This window comes from Pseudomonas argentinensis (genome assembly GCF_001839655.2).
GTDB classification, from domain to species: domain Bacteria; phylum Pseudomonadota; class Gammaproteobacteria; order Pseudomonadales; family Pseudomonadaceae; genus Aquipseudomonas; species Aquipseudomonas argentinensis_B.
This window is the reverse complement of sequence record NZ_CP056087.1, coordinates 822,860-838,052: the sequence shown is the minus strand read 5'-3', so window position 1 is coordinate 838,052 and position 15,193 is coordinate 822,860. Positions and strand designations below refer to the sequence as shown.

The window sequence follows — 15,193 nt, the reverse complement described above, 5'->3', positions numbered from 1 at the left end:
CTTTTGCAGCGCTATCCGAAGTTCCGAACGGGCTCGGTCAACCAGGCTGCCGTGGTCATTGACAATCAATCAGTTAGCAATCGCCGAGGCAGATCCCGGCGCGGCACGTTAATTGCGAAGTACTCCCCGCCTCTGATCGACACCGCTTTGCAGTACTGCGGTGATATACAAAAACAAGTACGTTCTGGAGGGATCTTCTTGCCTATTCAAACTGCCGCACCGGCACCTTCCGCCAGCGACCGCCGCATCGGGCCTCCATGCGAACCGAACCCGAGCATGACCTGGTGCGCCTGTGCGCAACCGTCACCAGTGCGTACAACAACCATAATCCTCGAGGGACTATAGGCATGTATTCGACCACTCTCGGCACCACCACCACGCCGACCGAGACGCCTTACGACCATGCGCCATTCAGCAGCGAAGGCGCCGTGCGGTTCGGCGCCTTCATTCTCTACCCGCGCCAGCACCTGCTGCTCAAGCATGGTGAGCCGGTCAGCCTGGGCAGCCGTGCACTGGACCTGCTCATCGCCATGGCAGCGCGGCCGGGAGAGCTGCTGGAAAAATCCGAGCTGATCGCCTGCGCCTGGCCGAAGGTCATCGTCGAAGAGTGCAACCTGCGCGCACAGATCGTCGCCCTGCGCCGGGTGCTCAGCGAGGACGAAACCGGCTTCGAATACATCGTGACCGTGCCGGGCCGGGGTTATCGCTTCGTGGCGCATATAGAGCCCTACGTGGCCGGCAGCGAGCCCGCCGCGGCAGAGCGCCTGCAGTCGCTGCCCAGCCTGATCACCCGGCCACTGGGCCGTGATACCGTGCTGCAGCGCCTGGCCGAGCAGCTGCAACACACGCGCCTGGTATCCCTGGTGGGCCCGGGCGGCATCGGCAAGAGCACCGTCGCGCTGGCGCTCGGCAACCAGCTCGCCGGCGACAGGCCCCATGGCACCTGCTTCGTCGACCTCAGCGAAATCGACGACGACGGCCGCATCCCTCACGCTCTGGCCGAAGCCCTGGGTCTGCAGGCCAGCAGCGATCCTCTGCGTGAGGTGGTGCAGCACCTGCAGCAACGGCGCCAATTGCTGATCCTGGATAACTGCGAGCAGGCGCTGGACGGCACGGCGCTGGTGGTGGAAACCCTGCTCAAGTGGACCCCCGATTGCGCCATCCTGACCACCAGCCGCGAGCCGCTGCGCACCGCGGGCGAGCAGATCGAGCGCCTGCTGCCCCTGCAGTTGCCCGCCGCCTGCGAGCACCCCAATGCCGAGCAGGCGCTGGGGTATCCGGCCATCGAACTGTTCGTGGAGCGGGTGCAGGCCAGCGACACGGCCTTTACCCTCAACGACGGCAACGTGGCCGACGTGATCAACATCTGCCGCAAGCTCGACGGCATTCCCCTGGATATCGAAATCGCCGCGACCCGGGTCAGCGCCTTTGGGCTGGGCCCACTGGCCGAACTGCTCGATGGCGAGTTCCGCCTGCAAATGGAGGGCCGCCGTACCGCGCCGCCTCGCCACCGCTCGCTGCGCGCAACCCTGGACTGGTCCTACCAGACCCTGGCACCGGCCGAGCAGGCAATGCTACGCCTGGTGGCGATCTTCAACGGCACCTTCACCCTGAACGCCGTGCGCGCACTGGTCGAAGGCGACGCGGTACTGTCGGGCGATCCACTGCCGCTGATCGAAAGCCTGGTGGACAAGTCCCTGCTGATCGCCCACCGCGATGACACCCTCAAGTACTACCAGATGCCCAAGAGCGAGCGCCTCTACGCCCTGGAAAAACTCGACCAGACCGGCAGTACCCAGCGCCTCGTGGCCCGCCATGCGGCCTACGCCCTGGGGGTGGTGAAGAAGGCGGCCAGCCAGCTCGACGCCGTGGTGCCGGAAGCCTGGAAGAACCTCTATGGCGCGGAGAGCGATACCATTCGCTCGGCGCTCACCTGGGCCTGCTCCACCGAGGGCAACCAGTCCCTGGGCCTGGAGCTGACGTTGGCAGCACTCGGCCTCGGCCCCTACCGTGATCGCTCATCGCGCCCCCGGGTGGAACAGTCGGCAGCCCAGGAGCCGTTGCGCTACCAGGTTCGTTGAGCACAGGAGATCAGGGCATCGTGGCCGGACGGCGGCCGCCACGACAGACCCTGACAGCCATTAGCCTGACGACCCGCCAGTAATGCACGGGCGGGTCACTGACTCAGCGCCTTGCAGGCGCGAATTGTGGTGAAAATCCGTAGTGCTTGAGCGGTGCACTGCATCGTTTGTCATAACCTCTGCCAAACCCACCCTTCTGTGCGTTTTGCATGACGCGATCGGCAAGCGGAGTAAACGATGACCACCATTCACCAAGGCGACCGGCTCGCTACGCAGCCGGGTAGCGGCGCCTCTTTCGACCAGGTTCTGAAGCACTCCCGTCTATTGTCCAGCAAACCGGCCGATGCCTACCGCCAGGCCAAGCCGGAACAGGCGCCGCCGCGCCTCGAGGAGTACCAGCGCATCGAGGCGCCCGGGCAGGTGGCGGCCGATACCGTGCGCTATGTCACCCGCGACGGCGAGCAGGTCATCGTTTATCGCTCCAGCACACCGGCGCTCTACCAGCGCGTGGTAGAGGATCACTACACCCTCGCCGCCCGGGCCGATGGCTATACCCTGGCGGTCGACAACAACGATACCCTTTCCTATTACGAACACATCACCAGTATCGACACCCGCAACGCCGAGAGCGGCGTCATCACCTACCAGTTCGGCGCCAACCAGTGGGTCATCACCCAGAGCCATACCCCCGACACCTTTAAACGCCTGCTGCACATGGAACAGGTGCTTGCCTACAAGAACGACGGTTACGCCCTACTCGGCGCCCAGCAGCCACTGCCCATGAGCAGCACGGCCTACCGGACCATCGAAACCCTGGGTGACGGCCTGACACGCGTCGAAACCAGCGACGGTCAGCGCTACATCATCTCTGCACAGTTGAATCCCCAGGCCCACCAGCAACTGCAGTACCTGAGCGAGGTGCGCGGCCAGATCGACGCTGGCGGGCAGAAGGGCTACCAGGTCGTGGAATCGCTGCCAGCCGACTATGACATCGACAAGCTGCAGGTCGAGCGCATCGACAAGCAAACCGGGCTTATCCATTTCCGCTACGACGGGCGTGCCTACATGCTGGCGCCCGGCGACGCCAGCGAGGCCGAAATGCAGCTGCCCGAGGGGCTGCGTATCGGGCTGGCCGGCGCCAACGACCGGTCACCGAGCCTGGAGCTGCGCGGCTCGCGACTCTACGATCTGCTCACGGCATTGAAACAGACCGAAGGCACCGTCGCCCATGACGCACTGGTCAATGCCATCAAGAACGGTGACATCCTGGCCAACGACGCCAACAAGCCCGTTGCGCTGACCGAGATCGACAGCGTGCATGCCTTCAGTGAGGGCGGCGTGCAGGTCATTACCCTCAAGGACGGCAGGAAGGTGGTCGCCATCGAAGCCATGGCGCCGAACGCGTTCAAGGCCTATGCCCAGTCGGCCGAGGTTCTCGCCGGCATCGCCCGGGCCGAAGGGGATGGTTACCGCCTGGCCGGTGCTGACCACTACCTGCCGGCCACGGAAGACATCGCCAGCATGGGTGGCGTTGGCGAGTACGGCCCCGGCCTGATTGCCTTCACCTATCGCAAACCAGGCGGCGAGGAAGAAAAGCTGATCGTCAGCGAAGCGATCAACCCGGAGTTGTTCGCCCAGGTGTCGGGGCATCGTGACGAGGTCACCCTGCAGATCAATGACCTCGACGCGCTGCGCAGGGAACACGGCCTGCCACCCCTCGAGGAGGTCAGCATCAACGAGCTGCCTACCAGCGAAACCAATGAGGACGGGCAAACCCTGAGCGTGCAGGAACTGGCCCTGCAACGCATGATCGAGGCCTATCGCGAGGGCGTCAAAGACGGCAGCATCGCGGCCGATGACCCGCGTGCCCGCTTCCTGCGCGCCCTGGAAGCCAAGAGCATGGCCGAGAACGGCATGTCGATCATTCCCGAGCACGGTCGCGGCTACAAGGCCGATGCCAGCGACCCCATCGACGTCACCAGCCGGGATGTGCGCGAAGAGATATTCGATGTCCAGGCCATCGACGAAACCCTGGCCGAACTGACCAGCAACGAGACCGTCGCGGCCGACCTCGCGCGCTTCGACAAGGAAGCCCGGGACAAGGTGGTTGGCGGGCCGGAGAAGATCGCCGAAGTCGAGGAAAAGCTCAAAAGCAGCGCCAACTCCGAGGCGTTCCGTACCTACATCAAGGCGCTGGAAGCCGATGGCAAGAGCGAATTGGCACAGCTGGAGATCCAGCAGACCTACCTCAACCTGGCGCAGATCGACCCACAGGCGGCCGAGCAGTTTCTCGGTGACCTGAGCCGCGACACCATGATCATGGACCTGGATGCGCTAATGGCCGACCCCAGCCAGATCAGCGAGGACAACAGCTCACTGGCGGCGATCGACACCACCAACTACTGGCTGCGGGCGGCCCGGGCCATCCCCGATATTCCCTCGCACCTGATCAGCAGCTGGGAAACGACCATCCAGAAGTTCGCGTTGAACAAGAACGATGCGGCGGCGTTCAGCAAGATCTACGCAGAACTGGGCGATACCTACATGCGTAACGGCGTGGTGACCGATACCGACATCCAGCGCGCATTCAACGCCGAGAACAATGCCTTCCGCTCACTGTCTTCGACCGAGCGGGACAACCTGACCAAGATGTTCACCACCATGAAGGACACCGGCACCCTCGGCTCGGTATCCGGCATCTTCGGCCTGGCCCGGGGGATTTATCAGCTGCACGGTAACCCGGGTGACCTGGCCAGCACCCCGGAAGGACGGCTGGCCATCGCCGCTGACTTCATCACCTTCGCCAGCTTCTCCAACAGCTTCCTCACCCTGGGCTCGAAGACCTACGACACCATCCTCAACACCAGGGTGTACGAGCATCTGGGGCTCAGCAAAAGCATCCCGGAAATGTGGGGCAAGCTGCCGCCTGTGGCGCCACCCGGTGTCAATGTGGATGCCAACCTGGCCAAGCACCTGGCTGGCCAGGGTTTTATCAGCGACCTACCGTCCGTCTACGTTCATGACGAGAGGGGCGGCGTCACCCAGGTGATTGCCGGCCCCGACTATGGGACGGACAACCCGAACAAGGTTCCCAACGTCGCCAACCGCGACCACTACGCCAACTTCGATGCCGAGGCCTTCAAACGCGGTTACCTGGACGGTGCCGGCAACACCAAGTACCGCATCGCCGATGCCAGCACGGGGCACCGTATCGCCGGCTCGGTATCGCGGTTCATTGGCTCCTCCGCCGACCTGGCTGGCGCGGTGACCGGCATCGTGCTGGGCGCCTTCGGCATTCGCGACGGGCTCAAGAACGGCGACTCGCTGCAGACGGCCTCGGGCTTTCTCGGGGTATTCGGCGGTTTGAGTGGTGTGGCGGCCGGCGTGGCCAGCGTCAACGGCGCCTGGGGCATCATCGGCGGCTCGGCAGGGCGCATCATTGCCGCCGCCGGGCCGGTGGGCTTCCTGATTTCCGCCGGCCTGGGCTTCATCGGCGCGATCCTGGGCACTATCAAGTCCCACAAGCTGCACAAGGTATCCCTGGAGAAATGGGAGCAGATCAAGCAGTTCGAGAAGGACGGATTGCTGCAGGAACAGGGCGCGAGCAACTACGTCTGGCTGCAGACCTACCTGTCCAACTACCGCCAGCGCGACACCCCGGATAATCGCAGCGTCTTCGATTTCCGCCAGGCCGAGTGGCAGGGCGAGGACAAGACCCACCGCGACTACCTGGGTGACGGCGCCAACGAGCTGACCGGCGGCTACTCCTGGGCCTCCGGCCACGAATACACCTTCGTCGACGACGAGGGCAACGAGCACATCTACATCAGTGGCTATGGCTCGTTCACGCCAAAGGATGAGTCCTCGCCGGACCTACCCAAGGCCACCACCACGACCTGGGAGACCAACTAGAGGCGCCAGTCGATGGTCATGCGCCGGTTACGGGCGTGGCCATCTGCACAGGTTGAGCGCCGCCCCCGCCGATAGCGGGCTCACCCTGGATTCTGGTTCAGATCAGCCTCGCCGCAACCAGCGCATCGGCCACCGGCTGGAAGGTATTGGCCGGAATCGGCTCGCCCTTCACCGCACGCTTGGCGATCTCGGCCGCCAGCCTGGCGTCCGGGCTACGGGGTACCCCCAGGCTCACCGACTGCGCCAGCAGGGCTTTGGCGTCCTCGCCCATGGCAATGCACACCAGCACCGGCACCGGGGTTTCGCCACGGACGTAGCGCACGCCGACCAGCCAGCCGTCTTCGCTGCCGATCATCAGGGTGGCATGGGCGATGCCGACCTTGCGGCTGCTCAGGGCCTGCATCTCGCGGCGTTGGCGCTGGCGTTCGCGCTTGATCAGCGGATCGCCGTCCATGTCCTTGCGCTCGCGCTTCTGTTCGCTGCGGGTCATGCGCATCTCGCGCTGGAACAGCCAGCGCTGCAGCAGCACGTCGACGCCGCCGATGAGCAGATAGGTGAGCAGCACCGTGGCGAGCAGCGGTTTGAGCAGCACGAAGAACACCGACTCGATACAGCCGGCCCCGCAACGCGACGACTCCATCAGCGCCTGCAAGGCAATGCGCCCCACCACATAGAAGGCCACCGAGAGCACCACCACCTTGACCAGGCTCTTGAGGAACTCGATGAAGTTGCGCATGGAAAAGATGCGCTTGGCGCCTTCGACCGGGTTGATGCGCGAGATTTCCGGCTTGATCGGTTCGCCGGAAAACAGCACGCCGCGCATGGTCACGATATTGGTGAGGATCACGCAGACCACCGTCACCCCGAGGATCGGCAGGGCGGTGCGCAGCAGCACTTGCTGGGCGCTTTCCAGCAGGCGTGGCCAGACCGTGGCGAAGGGTTCCACGTAGATGGTCGCCGCCAGGTCGAGCAGACCGCGCACCCGTGATTCGGCGACGCTGGCGAGAAAGGCGATGCACACCGAGCAGCCGAGCAGCACCACCGCCGAGACCATATCCTGGCTTTTCGAGACCTGGCCTTTCTGCCGTGCCTCGCGCAGCTTCTTGTCGGAGGCCGGCTGGGATTTCTCCTCGCTGCCGCTGTTGCCGGCCATCAGGGCTCACCCGCGCCGGACAGCGTCTTGAGCACCTCGACGGTGCCACGAAATTCCGCCAGTTGCTCGAGCATCAGCGGGATCAGGAAGCCGCAGTAGAGCACCATCAAAAAGGTGAAGATCAGGTTCTTTATCGATAGCGAGAGGTCGAAGATATTCATCTGCGGCGCCATGCGCGACAGGTAGGCGAGCATCATGTCCGCCACCAGCAGGGCGATGATCAGCGGTGCCACCATCAGCACGCCGATGCGCATCACCTGGTCGAGAATCGCCAGCACCGCCTCCAGCGCCGCGCTGGCGATCACCGGGGTGAACGCGGTGACCGGCCATAGCTGGTAGCTGTGGTAGAAGCCGTCGACCATCAGGATAAAGCCGCCGGACATGAAGAACAGGGTGATCAGGGTGACGCTGAGCAGGGTCGCGGTGACCCCGGACTCCCCCGCACCGGAGGGGTCGACCAGTTGTGCCATGGTCGAGCCACGCTGCAGGTCGACCAGCTCACCGGCCACTTCGGCAGCCCAGAACGGAATGCCGAATAGCAGGCCCACGGTCACCCCGATGAGGAATTCCTTGACCATCAGGCCGGCGAGAAAAAAGCTGCCGTAGTCCTCCAGGGCGGTCAGCGCCGAGAACGCCGGCAGAAACATCGGCGCGGAAATCGCCACGGCCACGCAGCTGCGGATCATCCCGGTCAGCCCCAGGCGATTGAAGGCCGGGGTGATGAACACCAGGCCGAGCGCCCGACAGACCGCCAGGGCCGCCGCCGAAATCACCGGATAAGCGATCTCGGCGATGCCCAGACCGATATCGGCATCCATGCCCTAGCGCGTCCAGGCAGGGAAATTGTCCAGCACGTGGCTGGCCAGCGCCGCTACCTGGGTGGCCAACAGCGGGCCGATCAGCACCAGCACCAGCAGCACCGCCACCAGCTTGACCGCTTGCGGCAGGGTCTGGTCCTGGATCTGGGTCAGCGCCTGCAGCAGGCCGACCCCCAGGCCGATGAGAATGGCCACGCCCAGCGCCGGGGCGCTGAGCAGCAGCACGGTCATCAGCGCCTGTTTCATCAACGACAGAAATACGTCCTGGCCCACGCGTTACCCTCCCCCGTAGCTGAGGATCAGGCCGTGCATCAGCCGTGACCAGCCGCTGACGGCGACGAACAGAAATATCTTCAGGGGAATCGAGATCAGCGTCGGCGACACCATCATCATGCCCATGGCCATCAGCACGTTGGCCACCAGCAGGTCGATCACCAGAAAGGGGATGTAGAGCAGAAAGCCGATCTCGAAGGCGCGGGTCAGCTCGGAGCTGACGAACGCCGGAATCAGCACCACCAGGTCATCGTCGCGCAGGTCAGCGCGGGCTTCCTCGGACCATACGGTTTCGGTGGCCTGCACGAAGAAGGCGCGCTCGGACGGGTTGGCGAAACGTGACAGGTGGGTCTGCAAGGGCGCATGCAGGGCGTCGCCCAGCTCGCGCAACTCCTCGGCGTTCTGCAAACTGATCGAGCGCCCCTCCACCTCGCGGTACATCTCGCCGATCAGCGGCGTGGTGACGTATACCGCGAGGATCAGGGCGATGCCGTAGAGCACCAGGTTCGGGGGCGTCTGCTGCACGCCCAGGGCGTTGCGAATCAGGAACAGCACCACGGAGATTTTCAGAAAGCCGGTCAGGGTCACTACCGCCAGGGGAATCAAGCCGATCGTGGTGACGACCAGGATGATTTCCAGCAGGTTCGGTTGGTAATCCGTCATAGCAGGCCGCTGAAAAACGTTACCGAGGCAGTCAGCGCAACACCGGAGGCGGCCCCGCAAAAGGAGGTGAGGAAGCGGTCGGAGTCGCGGGCGACTTTACTGGTGTAAATGAGCATTTCGAGCCTCTTTTTAACGCCGCGATGGCAACGCAGGTAGTTTTTTTCAGCAGCCTGATGGGCTGGCGAACCGGGTCAGGCGCACCCCGAGCCCATCGCCGATGGCGACCAGCTCACCACGCCCCACGCAGCGGCCATTGACCAGCAGCTCGACCCGCTGAACATCGGCGTCGGGCAATGCCAGCACGCTGCCCTCGCCCAGCTCGCGCAGTTGCCCCAGGGGCATCTCCAGGCTGCCGATCTGGCAGACCACGGTCAGCGGCACATCGTCCAGTTGCGCATCGTCGGCGTCTTGCCCCATGGCGTTCTCCATCGTCGGGTTGATTGGTTGCCAGGCTTCGAGCAGCTGCAAGCCGGATTGCTGGCGTTTGCAACGGGCCTGCCGATGGCCACCGGCGAGCACCAGCAGGCCGTCGGCATCCACTGGGCAGTCGAGCATCAGTACGTCGCCCGGCTGCAGGCTGCGCAGCTCGCCCAGGCTCAGGGTCTGCCAGCCACGCTGCAGGGCCAGGCCCAGCTGCAAGGTCGGCAGCGGATGGCGCGCCACCGGCAGGTAGCGCTCCAGCAGATCGGCGACGCCTTGCGCAGCGGCATGGCTCAACTGCAGGGTGAGCGTGCCCAGCGGCGCACCGTCTGCACTCAGTTGCACAGTGAGCATCAGGTCATCGGGTTGCGAGTCGGCGTCCAGGCTTACGGGTTGGCCCAAGGCGGCTTCGAGCGGCTCGATCCAGGGCAGCAGCGCCTTTTCCAGCAGCACGCTCTGCAGCGCCGCCGGCAGGCCCCCGAAGTCGCGCTGCAGCGCCAGCGATGCCAGCAACCCTTCGAGCAGGGCGGCATCCAGATGCAAGTGCAGGGCGGCCGTGCCCAACCGCCCCGGCACGACACAGGCGGCGTCCTGCAAGGGCGGGCCGCCTACCGCGACTTCGAGGCGCACACCCGCGATCAGGCCCTGCCAGGGCAGCTGCCGGCGCAGCAGCCGATTGAGCAGCGCCTGCCTGGCGACATCGAGTTTCGGCAGCAGGGGCAACACCGGCACGGGCAGCGATTGGCGGCAGTTCATCGATGCATGGCTCCATGGGGACGGTCTTCGGCCAGGCTTTCCTCACGGGCCTCGGCGGCGCGCTGCTGGCGCCGAGCATGGTGCTGCAGCAAGGGTTCGAGCGCCTCGCACTGCAATTGCCGACGCAGCCAGAGCTGTTGGGCCTGGTCACGGCCGGCCTGCACCTCGGCCAGCTGACGGGAGGCTTCGTCGGCCTGCTGCGCCAGGTGGCCCCGTTGTGCCTCGAGCGCGTCGAGCAGCTCCAGCGCGCTGCGGTACTGCCCCACCGGCAGCGCCCCTGCGGTGAGTAGGGCCTGCAGTTGCCCGGCCTCGTCGTCGAGCAGCGCCAGTGCCTCGCTGACCCGCGCCTGGGCGCACTGCAGTTCGGCGGCAGCCTGCTGGCAGCGCGCCTGCCAATTGGCCAGTTGCGCTTCGGCGCGGCGCACGCGCAGGCGACGCAGATCGTCCAGCTGCTGAACGGCGCTCATCCGAGCACCTTGCGCAGCGCGCGCAGGGTGTCGTCGAAGCCGCTGGGCTCGGCGGCATCCTGACGCAGAAACTGTTCGATGGCGGCCTGGCGGGCGATCGCCTCGTCAGCCAGTGGATCGCTGCCGGCCACGTAGTCACCGGTGCGCAGCAGCAGCTCGATGTCAGCGTGCCGGGCCATCAGGGCACGCAGGTGGCCGGCCAGCTGCCGCTGCTCCGGCTCGACCACGCGATCCATCAGACGGCTGCGACTCTGCAGCACGTCGATGGCCGGGAAGTGGTTGCGCTGGGCCAGCTCGGCGCTGAGCACCAGGTGCCCGTCGAGGATCGAGCGCACCTCCTCGGCCACCGGGTCGAGGGCCGCATCGCCTTCGGTAAGCACCGTGTACAGCGCCGTGATGCTGCCGTTGGCCGCCGGCCCCGAGCGTTCCAGCAGGCGCGGCAAGGCCGAGAACAGCGAAGGCGGATAACCGCGGCGGGTCGGCGGCTCGCCGATGGCCAGGCCGATCTCGCGCTGGGCACGGGCGAAACGGGTCAGGCTGTCGAGCAGCAAGAGCACATGGCGGCCCTGGTCGCGGTGGTATTCGGCATGGGCGGTGGCCACCAGCGCCGCCTTGACCCGTTCGGTGGCCGGGCGATCGGAGGTGGCGACCACGGCGACGGTACGCGCCCGCGCTTCTGCCCCCAGGTGGACATCGAGCAGCTCGCGCACCTCACGCCCGCGCTCGCCGATCAGGCCGATGACGATCACCTGGGCTTCGCTGCGCCGCACGATGCTGGCCAGCAGCGACGACTTGCCCACGCCGGGCTCGCCGAAGATGCCCATGCGTTGCCCACGCGCCACGGTGAGCAGACCATCGATGGCGCGGATGCCCAGTGGCATCGGCTGGGCGACGATCTGCCGGGAAAAGGGTGCAGGCGGCTCGGCCTGCAGGGGATAACGGTGCAACCCACTGACCGGCGCACCGCCATCGAGCACGTCGCCCAGGGGACCGATCACCCGCCCCAGCAAGGCATCGCCCACCAGTACGCTCTGGCTTTCGCCGGTGGCGACGATTTCGGTCCGAGTCGACAGCCCCTCCAGGGAACCGACGGGCGAGAGAATCGCCTCGTCGCCATCGAACCCCACCACTTCGGCGGTGAGCACCCGCCCGCTGGCCGGGTCGCTGAGCCGGCACAGCTCGCCAATGCCCACGTTCGGCACACTGGCCTGGATCAATGTGCCGCGAATACTGCGAATACGCCCGCGTAACGGCCGCGGCTGGGCATCGGCCAGGCGCGCGCTCAGGGTCGGCAGCAGGTCATGCAGAGGCGCGTTCATCGCCACCCTCCAGACTGCCGGGCAGCAGTGCCTGGCGCAGCCCTTGAAGCTGGGTATGCAGATCCAGCTCGACGCTGGCCTGGGGGCTGCTCAACCGCCCATGACCGGCAGCGAGGGTGTCATCGGCCTCCACGTCGAGGCGCTCGCCGAGGTCGCGCAGTTGCTCACCCACGGCGTCGAGCTGATCCGGCCGCACCTGCAGGCGCAGCCGCTGGGCGTGGCGAAAGGCACCGAGTGCCTGGCGCGTGCACTGGGCCAGGCGCTTGGCGTCATCCAGCTCACCGATCACCTGCCGGGCGATGCCCAGCGCCAGGTCGGCCATCTGCGCTTCGAGGCCGGCCAGGTAGTCATCGACCTGCTGCGCCGTGCGCGCCAGCAACTGCGCCGCTTCGCGCTGCCCCTCGGCGAGGCCGGCCGCCAGGCCCTCGTCTCGCGCCTGGTCACGCAGTTGCTGCAAGGCTGCCTGGGTTCGCTCGGCCTCCTCGCGGGCCGCCTGCATGAAGGCGTAGCCGTCGAGCCACTGCGCTGCCTCCTCGGCACGCAGGATGCGCTGGCCCGGCTTGTCTGGCAGCGCGCTCATGCAGCGCCTCGCTCGGCAGGGTCATTGATGGCGAGGGCGACCTGACGCACCAGCTGGATGTCTTCGGCACTGCCGCTCGACAGGGGCGCAGCCAAACCGAAGCGCAGGCGCAGCCAGGCTTGCAGGGCTGGCGGCTGGGCCGCCAGCCAGGCCGCCACGCAGCGCTGGCCATCTTCCTCGATGGCGGCCAGCAAGGCATCGCCGGTCCTCATCATGGGTGCGTCGGCCGCTGCTTCGCGCCAGCCAATGGCCAGGTCGTAGGTGGCATCACCCAAGCGCTCGCGCAGTTGCTGCACCAGCGGGCCGCGAATTTCCCGGGCCAGGGCAACGGCATGCCGGCAGGCACCGCAAGTCGTGGCAAACCTGGTAAAGGTCGACGGCGGCAGGAGCAGCACCGGCAGGTCGTCATCGGCCACCTCACCGACGCCGCTCAACGGCTGCAATCCGTAGTAGGAAAGGAGCAACTCGCCAAGACGGGCTTCGAAGCGCCGCTGCTCGATCAGCTCGAGCACCCGCTCACGGGGCACCGCGCCGAGCAGCGCGGCCTCCAGGCAGTCCCCGGCGACGAATGTGATCGGCCGGGCCAGCAACATGCGCCAGGCCTGGCGCGACACCTGGCTCACTCGCTTTGCCTCAGCACGTAGGTGCCCTGCCCCTGGCGCTCGCGCCACAGCAGCCAGCCCACTGCCCCGGCCATGCCGAGCAGCAGCAACAGGGCGCCGAAAAACAGGGTACGTGCCCGCGTCACGCTTTCGTCGAGCATCCACACACCGAGAAAGGAGCTCAGCGGCGGCCGCGCATCGTCACGCAGGCTGCGCACCGCCGCCTTGATCGCGGTGACCGACACGCCGTCGTAGTTGAGCCCGGAAATACTGTTGGCAACCAGGGTCTTGATCTGCGGAATCAGCTGGTCGATGTCGGTATCGGCTTCGTAACGGATCAGCACCGACGCCGACGATGGCGAGATCACCCGCTTGAGCAGGTCGTTGTCGGGCAGCACCACGTGGACCCGTGCCGACAGCACGCCATCGATCTGCGACACGGTGTGCGACAGCTCTTCGCTGAGCGCGTAGACCATCTGCGCGCGCTCCTGCACCGGCGAGGACACCAGACCGTTGTTTTTGAACACCTCGCCCATGTTGGAAAACTGCTGTTGGGGCAGGCCAGCTTCGTCGAGCAGGGCGACAGCCTCGGACAATCGCTCCTGGGGCACGCTGACGGTGATCCGGCCATCCTCCTGGACCTGGCGCTGGGCGGCGATGCCCTCGCGCAGCAAGGCGGCGACCATGCTGTTGGCTTCACGCTCGCCCAGGTTGCTGTAAAGCACCATGCCATCGCAGGCCTGCAGCAACAGCGTCAGCAGCAAAAGCGCGAACAACCGCAAAGGATGCCCACCCATGGTCACTGGCCCCTTAGCAGGGTATTGGCAGAGCCGGAAATCTGCGTGGCGCCACGCACCACCATCTGGGTCTCGATGGAGTAATCGAAGACCCGGCTGAGCGAGCCAACCAGGCGGTCGATCTGCTGCTCGTTGACCTTGCCCGGCTCGACCCCGGCGCCTTTATCCACCGGCGCACTGCTGATGTACGGCGTGCGCTCCACCGCGGCACTATCGGAAAAACCCTTGGAGCGGTCGATGAAACCGTTGAGCCGCTCCATCAGGTTTTCGCCGATCTGGTTCGGGCTGGCGCCCTGGGGCATGCCCTTGGCCTGGCTGGCCATATGCTCGAACAGGTTCTGCGATACCTGGGCGACATCCTGCCCGGCGGCCGCAGGGGTCGCCGTGGCGACTGCTGCACTGACTGTCATGGCCAATCCCCGTGGTTATTCTTCGTCGTCCGCGGTGGCTTCCTTGAGAATCTCCTGGGCCCGCGGCATGACGATGAACTGGCCACCGAGGATGATCGCCTGGGTGATCATGTCTTCCGTCATCGCGTCCCCCTGGGCGTTTTCCAGCGCCTGGTCGAATTCGGCTTCAGGGGTGTTCTGGGGGCTGGCGTTGCCATCTACCTGGGTGACTGCCATGGGATATCTCCTTTCGTCTGAGGTTTATTCGTCCGCACCCTTGACCACCTGGATGCCGGCACTGCCGCGAAACACCCGCACGCCTCGCTCGCGAACCACTTCGGGCTCGGCGACCACCGGGCTCTGCAGCTGATCGATACGTTGCTGGACCAGCGCCATGTAGGGGGGCGGCCCGGAAATCAGCATGCCGTCACCGTGAAAGCTGCTGCGCAGCGACAGATGCTTGCCTGCTACACCCAGCTCGTCCAATGCGCTCTGCAACTCGTCGAGCTGAAAGCCGCTGGGTTCGAACTGGCGAATCTCGATTTCTTCCTCACTGTTCACATGCAGCATGTTGCCGTCGAAAAACCAGGTCAGGCCGCCGTTGCTGCACAAGGCGTCGAGAAACTCGCCGGCACTGGCCGCGCGCAGGTTGCTCTGAGCGCGCCCCTTGACCCGGCTGGAAATCGCCATCGGCAGGCCAAGGTTGCGCCCGAAGGCTTCCAGGGTGCTGCGCAGATCCTGGTCGATCACCACATAGTCGTAGGGCTGATCGAACCAGGGTGGCGTGACGTCGGCGCGGGCCGTGCCCACACTGCCAGCCAGCAACAGCAGGGTCAGCGCCAGACAACGCCCGATGGAGCCACTATCGGCGCAGGCAGGTCGATGAAACAACCGCCGCCCGGCAACAATCACAAGATTTCGCAGCCCCTTCACAGAACCCTCCGAAGCTGGCTCTATAGAATG

15 protein-coding genes are annotated in these 15,193 nt (G+C 65.7%); 2 read left to right on the top strand and 13 right to left on the bottom strand.

Features of this window, described 5'->3' with window-relative positions:
- Positions 1 to 347: 347 nt before the first annotated feature.
- The gene (locus SA190iCDA_RS03870) at positions 348 to 2,081 is read left to right on the top strand and encodes an ATP-binding protein (RefSeq protein ID WP_070885076.1); all 1,734 of its coding nucleotides are present in this window, start codon (positions 348 to 350) and stop codon (positions 2,079 to 2,081) included.
- Between the two features lie 237 nt (positions 2,082 to 2,318).
- Positions 2,319 to 5,993, top strand: a complete 3,675-nt coding sequence (locus tag SA190iCDA_RS03865; protein WP_070885075.1) for a hypothetical protein — start codon at positions 2,319 to 2,321, stop codon at positions 5,991 to 5,993.
- A 97-nt stretch (positions 5,994 to 6,090) separates the two neighbouring features.
- On the opposite strand, the gene SA190iCDA_RS03860 is transcribed toward SA190iCDA_RS03865, so the two are convergent.
- The 13 genes from SA190iCDA_RS03860 to SA190iCDA_RS03800 all read right to left on the bottom strand — a co-directional run bounded on the left by SA190iCDA_RS03860 (position 6,091) and on the right by SA190iCDA_RS03800 (position 15,121).
- Positions 6,091 to 7,146, bottom strand: coding sequence for an EscU/YscU/HrcU family type III secretion system export apparatus switch protein (locus tag SA190iCDA_RS03860; RefSeq protein ID WP_070885074.1), 1,056 nt, complete (start codon positions 7,144 to 7,146; stop codon positions 6,091 to 6,093).
- Positions 7,146 to 7,964, bottom strand: a complete 819-nt coding sequence (sctT, locus tag SA190iCDA_RS03855; RefSeq protein WP_070885073.1) for a type III secretion system export apparatus subunit SctT — start codon at positions 7,962 to 7,964, stop codon at positions 7,146 to 7,148. Before sctT ends, SA190iCDA_RS03860 begins: the two co-directional genes overlap by 1 nt.
- 3 nt (positions 7,965 to 7,967) lie before the next feature.
- A complete protein-coding gene (locus SA190iCDA_RS03850) occupies positions 7,968 to 8,237 on the bottom strand; it encodes an EscS/YscS/HrcS family type III secretion system export apparatus protein (protein ID WP_042556779.1) in 270 nt (89 codons plus the stop codon).
- Positions 8,238 to 8,240: 3 nt separating this feature from the next.
- A complete protein-coding gene (gene sctR, locus SA190iCDA_RS03845) occupies positions 8,241 to 8,900 on the bottom strand; it encodes a type III secretion system export apparatus subunit SctR (protein ID WP_042556778.1) in 660 nt (219 codons plus the stop codon).
- A 162-nt stretch (positions 8,901 to 9,062) separates the two neighbouring features.
- Positions 9,063 to 10,076: a type III secretion system cytoplasmic ring protein SctQ gene (gene sctQ, locus SA190iCDA_RS03840; protein WP_070885072.1), complete on the bottom strand. Its 1,014-nt coding sequence runs from the start codon at positions 10,074 to 10,076 to the stop codon at positions 9,063 to 9,065.
- Entirely contained in the window at positions 10,073 to 10,543 is a 471-nt protein-coding gene (locus SA190iCDA_RS03835; RefSeq protein WP_070885071.1) for a hypothetical protein, read from the bottom strand. The genes sctQ and SA190iCDA_RS03835 overlap by 4 nt, the downstream gene beginning before the upstream one ends.
- Positions 10,540 to 11,862 carry a FliI/YscN family ATPase gene (locus tag SA190iCDA_RS03830; protein ID WP_070885070.1) on the bottom strand — a complete coding sequence of 441 codons (1,323 nt, stop codon included), beginning with the start codon at positions 11,860 to 11,862 and terminating at the stop codon, positions 10,540 to 10,542. The genes SA190iCDA_RS03835 and SA190iCDA_RS03830 overlap by 4 nt, the downstream gene beginning before the upstream one ends.
- Complete coding sequence (gene sctL / locus SA190iCDA_RS03825; RefSeq protein WP_070885069.1) at positions 11,843 to 12,442, bottom strand: type III secretion system stator protein SctL; 600 nt, start codon at positions 12,440 to 12,442, stop codon at positions 11,843 to 11,845. The genes SA190iCDA_RS03830 and sctL overlap by 20 nt, the downstream gene beginning before the upstream one ends.
- The gene (locus SA190iCDA_RS03820; protein WP_070885068.1) at positions 12,439 to 13,065 is read right to left on the bottom strand and encodes a hypothetical protein; all 627 of its coding nucleotides are present in this window, start codon (positions 13,063 to 13,065) and stop codon (positions 12,439 to 12,441) included. Before SA190iCDA_RS03820 ends, sctL begins: the two co-directional genes overlap by 4 nt.
- Positions 13,062 to 13,841: a type III secretion system inner membrane ring lipoprotein SctJ gene (gene sctJ, locus SA190iCDA_RS03815; protein WP_070885067.1), complete on the bottom strand. Its 780-nt coding sequence runs from the start codon at positions 13,839 to 13,841 to the stop codon at positions 13,062 to 13,064. Before sctJ ends, SA190iCDA_RS03820 begins: the two co-directional genes overlap by 4 nt.
- A 2-nt stretch (positions 13,842 to 13,843) precedes the next feature.
- Positions 13,844 to 14,164 carry a hypothetical protein gene (locus SA190iCDA_RS03810; RefSeq protein WP_371923720.1) on the bottom strand — a complete coding sequence of 107 codons (321 nt, stop codon included), beginning with the start codon at positions 14,162 to 14,164 and terminating at the stop codon, positions 13,844 to 13,846.
- Positions 14,165 to 14,266: 102 nt separating this feature from the next.
- Positions 14,267 to 14,467, bottom strand: coding sequence for a hypothetical protein (locus tag SA190iCDA_RS03805; RefSeq protein WP_070885066.1), 201 nt, complete (start codon positions 14,465 to 14,467; stop codon positions 14,267 to 14,269).
- 24 nt (positions 14,468 to 14,491) lie between these two features.
- On the bottom strand, positions 14,492 to 15,121 hold the full coding sequence (locus SA190iCDA_RS03800) for a type III secretion protein (RefSeq protein WP_236100998.1): 630 nt from the start codon (positions 15,119 to 15,121) through the stop codon (positions 14,492 to 14,494).
- Between the last annotated feature and the right edge of the window lie 72 nt (positions 15,122 to 15,193).